We start from the raw sequence: 4,516 nt of genomic DNA, 5'->3' as shown, positions 1-4,516 counted from the left end.
CCGGTGAATCGGTGGGAGTGGTGGCGTGTTGTGTCGTCGCTCCCCGGGAGGTTGCGGATGCCGTCGGTCGTCGGACTGCTGGAAGAGCACGAGCTCGCTGCTCGTCGTCGGGTCGACGGGTTGCGTGAGGAAGCCGATCGCATCCAGGCCGAGTTGGCCGCGGCCGAGCTGGAATGGCAGGAGTGGGTGATCGCTCGCAGGCGAGTGGGCACGGTCTTGGCTCCGGACGGCGGCGGCATCACTGATGAGAAGGCCGCCCCCGGGCCGCGGGACGCGGACGTGCGCTCGGCGCCCGGACAGGCGGCGCAACCGAAGTCGCAGGTGCCGGTGTGGCGTGAGGGACTGGCCTGGTCGGTGCTGTCGGTGGACTATCAGCGCATCCTTGAGGCCCTGGCGGACCGACACCGGCTCCATCAAGGGCCGCTGACCTGCCAGGAGTTGGCCACTTTGTTCGGCCTGGATGCGGTGCCGGCCAAGGTGGAGGCGCTGCGGTCGAAGGCGAAACGCCTGGTCGCGCGGGGCTGGTTGGCCGAGCGGCAGCCGGGCCGGTTCACCCTCGCCCAGGGCCCGGCCGGGCAAGGCGGCGCGTCATGAGCAGGGTCATCGACCAGTAGACCATCGCTTCGGCGCTGGTGGTGCGGCGCTCGAAGTCGCGTGCCAGGCGGCGACTGCGCATCAGGTGGGCGAAGAACCGCTCGACGATCCACCGCTTGGGCAGCACCACGAAGCCGCGCATGTCGTCGCTGCGTTTGACGATGGCCAGGACCAGCCCGAGCGTGGCCAGGCAGTACTCGATGAGACTGCCGGTGTAGCCGGCGTCGGCCCAGACCAGCGCGAGGCGGTGGTGCGCGTCGGCGACCTGCGCAAGCAGCACCTGGGCGGCGATGCGGTCGCCGGTGTCCGCGGCGGTGACCATCACGCCCAGCAGCAGGCCGAGGGTGTCGACCACGACGTGCCTCTTGCGGCCGTTGACCAGCTTGCCGCCGTCGAAGCCGCGGCTGTCGGAGCCGACGACGGCGTCCGCCTTGACGGACTGCGAGTCGATCACACCCGCACTCGGCTCCGTGTCGCGGCCCAGCCTCTCGCGGACCCTGGCCCCGGCCCGCAACGGCCCGGCTCAGCAGCCGTCCCGGTCAGAGAGGTTCGCCTCGATCCGGTTGAGCAGGGCCAGGAACTGGCCGCGTTCGTCCTCCGTCAGCCCGGCGAGGGTGGTCTCCTCCAGCTCGCGCCACACCCGCTCGATCTCGTTGAGCAGGTGCGAGCTGGTGTCCGTCGCCTCGACCAGGACCGCGCGCCGGTCCTCCGGGTCGGGCAGCCGCCGTACGTGACCGGCCTGCTCCAGACGCTGGAGCATCTTGGTGACGGTGGAGGGATCGAGGTCGAGCAGCTTGACCAGGTCCGACTGGCGGGCAGTACCGGTGCACCCCAGATGGATCATGACCAGTTCCTGGCCGGGGTGGAGCCCGAGGCCGCGCAGCAGCCCGGCGGCGTTGTGGCGATGCAGTCGGAAGGTCCGGAAGAGGGCCTGGCTCACCGGTCCGTTGCGCTCCGAATCCCAGGTCTCCATGGCGGCCATCTCTCCTCGGGGTCGGTGAGAAGTTTACTCAGGCAATGGTAGTTGGTCGGCTAAGTAATGCGCTATGGTGGCCGTCGGCTCAATTATTTGGCCGACCACATAAATTACTTGGGAGTACGCGTGACCAGCGCCTTCGACCCGATCCACCTCTCCGGCATCCCGCTCGCCAACCGGCTCGTCATGGCGCCGATGACCCGCAGCCGGGCCGCCGAGGGCGGACTGCCCACGGCCCTGACGGCCGAGTACTACGTCCAGCGCGCCTCCGCCGGGCTCATCGTCACCGAGGGCATCCAGCCCTCCGTCATCGGGCAGGGCTATCCGCGCACGCCCGGTCTGCACTCCGCCGAGCAGGTCGCCGCCTGGCGGGAGGTCACCGACGCCGTGCACCGGGCCGGCGGCCGCATCTTCGCCCAGCTCATGCACACCGGCCGGATCGGGCACCCGTCGCTGTTGCCGGACAGTCTGATCCCGGTCGGGGTCTCCCCGGTGGCGGCCAAGGGACAGATCTACACCGTCGAGGGCTTCAAGGAGGAGATGGTCGCGCCCCGCGAGCTGACCGGCGACGAGATCCTGGCCACGGTCGACGACTTCGCGACGGCGGCCCGCAATGCCGTGGCGGCCGGTTTCGACGGGGTGGAACTCCACGGCGCGAACGGCTACCTGATCCACCAGTTCCTCGCCCCCGGCTCCAACCACCGCGACGACGCGTGGGGCGGCTCGGTCGAGGGCCGCATCCGGTTCGCCGTGGAGGCCGCCCGGGCGGTCGCCGCCGAGATCGGCGCCGGACGCACCGGCATCCGCATCTCGCCCGGCAACCCCCTCAACGACATCCACGAGCCCGACCCGGAGCCCACGTACACCGCGCTGGTCACCGAACTGGACCGGCTCGACCTCGCCTACCTGCACGTCCTGGAGTTCGACAGCAAGGTGCGGGAACTGACCGTTCAGCTGCGCAAGCAGTTCAGCGGCGCACTCATCCTCAACCCCGCGACCGACGGCCCGACGGGCCCGGACGCCCTCACCCTGATCGAGGAGGGCGTCGCGGACCTCATCGCCTACGGCCAGCTCTTCCTGGCCAACCCGGACCTGCCGGCCCGGCTGCGTTCCGGCGGCCCCTTCAACGAGGCCGACCGCACCACGTTCCACGGCGGGGACGCGCGCGGGTACACGGACTACCCGGCACTGTGACGCCCGAGCGCCGACCGGCCGTCAGCGGACCGGGCCCTGTTCTCCCGTAGCTGCCGCGAAGTGACAAGTAGCTCTCTGTAATCATGGTGACGCTCGGTCAGGGAGAGTGAGGCGGGGTCCGGGGGACTTCTTCGGCTTGGAGGGCAGCGAAGTCGGCGTGCGCGGCCTCGATCGCTTCCGGATATGCCTCGCGCTTGGCGTGCTCGGCGAGCGCCCGGTAGATGCTGGCGACGGAGGGGTTCTGGCCAGCATCTACCGGGGCTTTGGAGGAGATACGCCCGCTTGCCGTGGCGGAAGACTGGCTACCGACAGCCCTCATTCGCGGCCGCGCGGCGCGATGAGCGCCCCCAGGATCGTGACGACGGCAAAGCCGATCACCAGAACCGCGAAGAACAGGCCGACGGTAACCGCGGTGCCCACCCGTGAGGGCGGAAAGACCACTTGACGCGCAACCGAAGTCGCAGGTGCCGGTGTGGCGTGAGGGACTGGCCTGGTCGGTGCTGTCGGTGGACTATCAGCGCATCCTTGAGGCCCTGGCGGACCGACACCGGCTCCATCAAGGGCCGCTGACCTGCCAGGAGTTGGCCACTTTGTTCGGCCTGGATGCGGTGCCGGCCAAGGTGGAGGCGCTGCGGTCGAAGGCGAAACGCCTGGTCGCGCGGGGCTGGTTGGCCGAGCGGCAGCCGGGCCGGTTCACCCTCGCCCAGGGCCCGGCCGGGCAAGGCGGCGCGTCATGAGCAGGGTCATCGACCAGTAGACCATCGCTTCGGCGCTGGTGGTGCGGCGCTCGAAGTCGCGTGCCAGGCGGCGACTGCGCATCAGGTGGGCGAAGAACCGCTCGACGATCCACCGCTTGGGCAGCACCACGAAGCCGCGCATGTCGTCGCTGCGTTTGACGATGGCCAGGACCAGCCCGAGCGTGGCCAGGCAGTACTCGATGAGACTGCCGGTGTAGCCGGCGTCGGCCCAGACCAGCGCGAGGCGGTGGTGCGCGTCGGCGACCTGCGCAAGCAGCACCTGGGCGGCGATGCGGTCGCCGGTGTCCGCGGCGGTGACCATCACGCCCAGCAGCAGGCCGAGGGTGTCGACCACGACGTGCCTCTTGCGGCCGTTGACCAGCTTGCCGCCGTCGAAGCCGCGGCTGTCGGAGCCGACGACGGCGTCCGCCTTGACGGACTGCGAGTCGATCACACCCGCACTCGGCTCCGTGTCGCGGCCCAGCCTCTCGCGGACCCTGGCGCGCAGCCGGTTGTGGAACTCCCTGACCAGGCCATGGTCGCGCCAGCGGCGGAAAAACGCGTAAACCCGGTCCCACGGCGGGAAGTCCACCGGCATCGCCCGCCACTTGATGCCATTGTCGACGAGGTAGCGGATCGCATCGAGTATCGCCCGGTGGCAGTACACCTCCGGCTGCCCTCCCCGGCCGCGCATCCAGCCCGGCACCGGCAGCAGTGGCCGGACCACGGCCCACTCCGCGTCCGTCATGTCCGAGGGATACCGCCGAACACGTTCCGGGTGATCGGCTGCGTTTCCGAACCGGTGAGCGACACAATCACACGTCGGTGCAGCCGAGTTGAACTCCACCGGTGCGAGCACGTACAACTGCGGCAACAGGGTCTCCTGGATCTCGGTTGGCTTCGCAACCCCGAGCTACCAAGAGGCCCTGCCGTCATGCCCGCAGCCGGCGGCAACCACCCGATCGGGCACCCCGTTCGACGCGCAGCCCTCAAGATCGGAACGACAACAGCTACT

5 protein-coding genes and 1 pseudogene are annotated in these 4,516 nt (G+C 69.8%); 3 read left to right on the top strand and 3 right to left on the bottom strand.

All coding sequences use genetic code 11. The features are described 5' to 3' along the window. Positions 1 to 57 precede the first annotated feature (57 nt). A complete protein-coding gene (locus EF387_RS46245) occupies positions 58 to 594 on the top strand; it encodes a hypothetical protein (RefSeq protein WP_128382560.1) in 537 nt (178 codons plus the stop codon). Here the strand turns inward: EF387_RS46245 and EF387_RS46240 are convergent. Both EF387_RS46240 and EF387_RS46235 read right to left on the bottom strand, forming a co-directional pair. Beyond that, positions 551 to 1,108, bottom strand: coding sequence for a transposase (locus tag EF387_RS46240; RefSeq protein WP_128382559.1), 558 nt, complete (start codon positions 1,106 to 1,108; stop codon positions 551 to 553). The genes EF387_RS46245 and EF387_RS46240 overlap by 44 nt on opposite strands. A gap of 9 nt (positions 1,109 to 1,117) precedes the next feature. Beyond that, positions 1,118 to 1,567: a MarR family winged helix-turn-helix transcriptional regulator gene (locus EF387_RS46235; protein WP_420802715.1), complete on the bottom strand. Its 450-nt coding sequence runs from the start codon at positions 1,565 to 1,567 to the stop codon at positions 1,118 to 1,120. A gap of 129 nt (positions 1,568 to 1,696) precedes the next feature. On the opposite strand from EF387_RS46235, the gene EF387_RS46230 reads away from it, so the two are divergent. Further along, a complete protein-coding gene (locus EF387_RS46230) occupies positions 1,697 to 2,764 on the top strand; it encodes an alkene reductase (RefSeq protein ID WP_128382557.1) in 1,068 nt (355 codons plus the stop codon). A gap of 446 nt (positions 2,765 to 3,210) precedes the next feature. Further along, positions 3,211 to 3,501: pseudogene (locus EF387_RS46220) on the top strand (hypothetical protein); the annotation flags it as partial. Here EF387_RS46220 and EF387_RS46215 read toward each other — a convergent pair. Next, complete coding sequence (locus EF387_RS46215; RefSeq protein ID WP_128382556.1) at positions 3,458 to 4,249, bottom strand: IS5 family transposase; 792 nt, start codon at positions 4,247 to 4,249, stop codon at positions 3,458 to 3,460. The pseudogene EF387_RS46220 and the gene EF387_RS46215 sit on opposite strands and share 44 nt — an antisense overlap. Positions 4,250 to 4,516 lie beyond the last annotated feature (267 nt).

It is taken from the genome of Streptomyces cavernae (assembly GCF_004023625.1).
GTDB lineage: Bacteria > Actinomycetota > Actinomycetes > Streptomycetales > Streptomycetaceae > Streptomyces > Streptomyces cavernae.
Note: the sequence above shows the minus strand (reverse complement) of the source record. Positions and strands in the feature narration are given on the sequence as shown.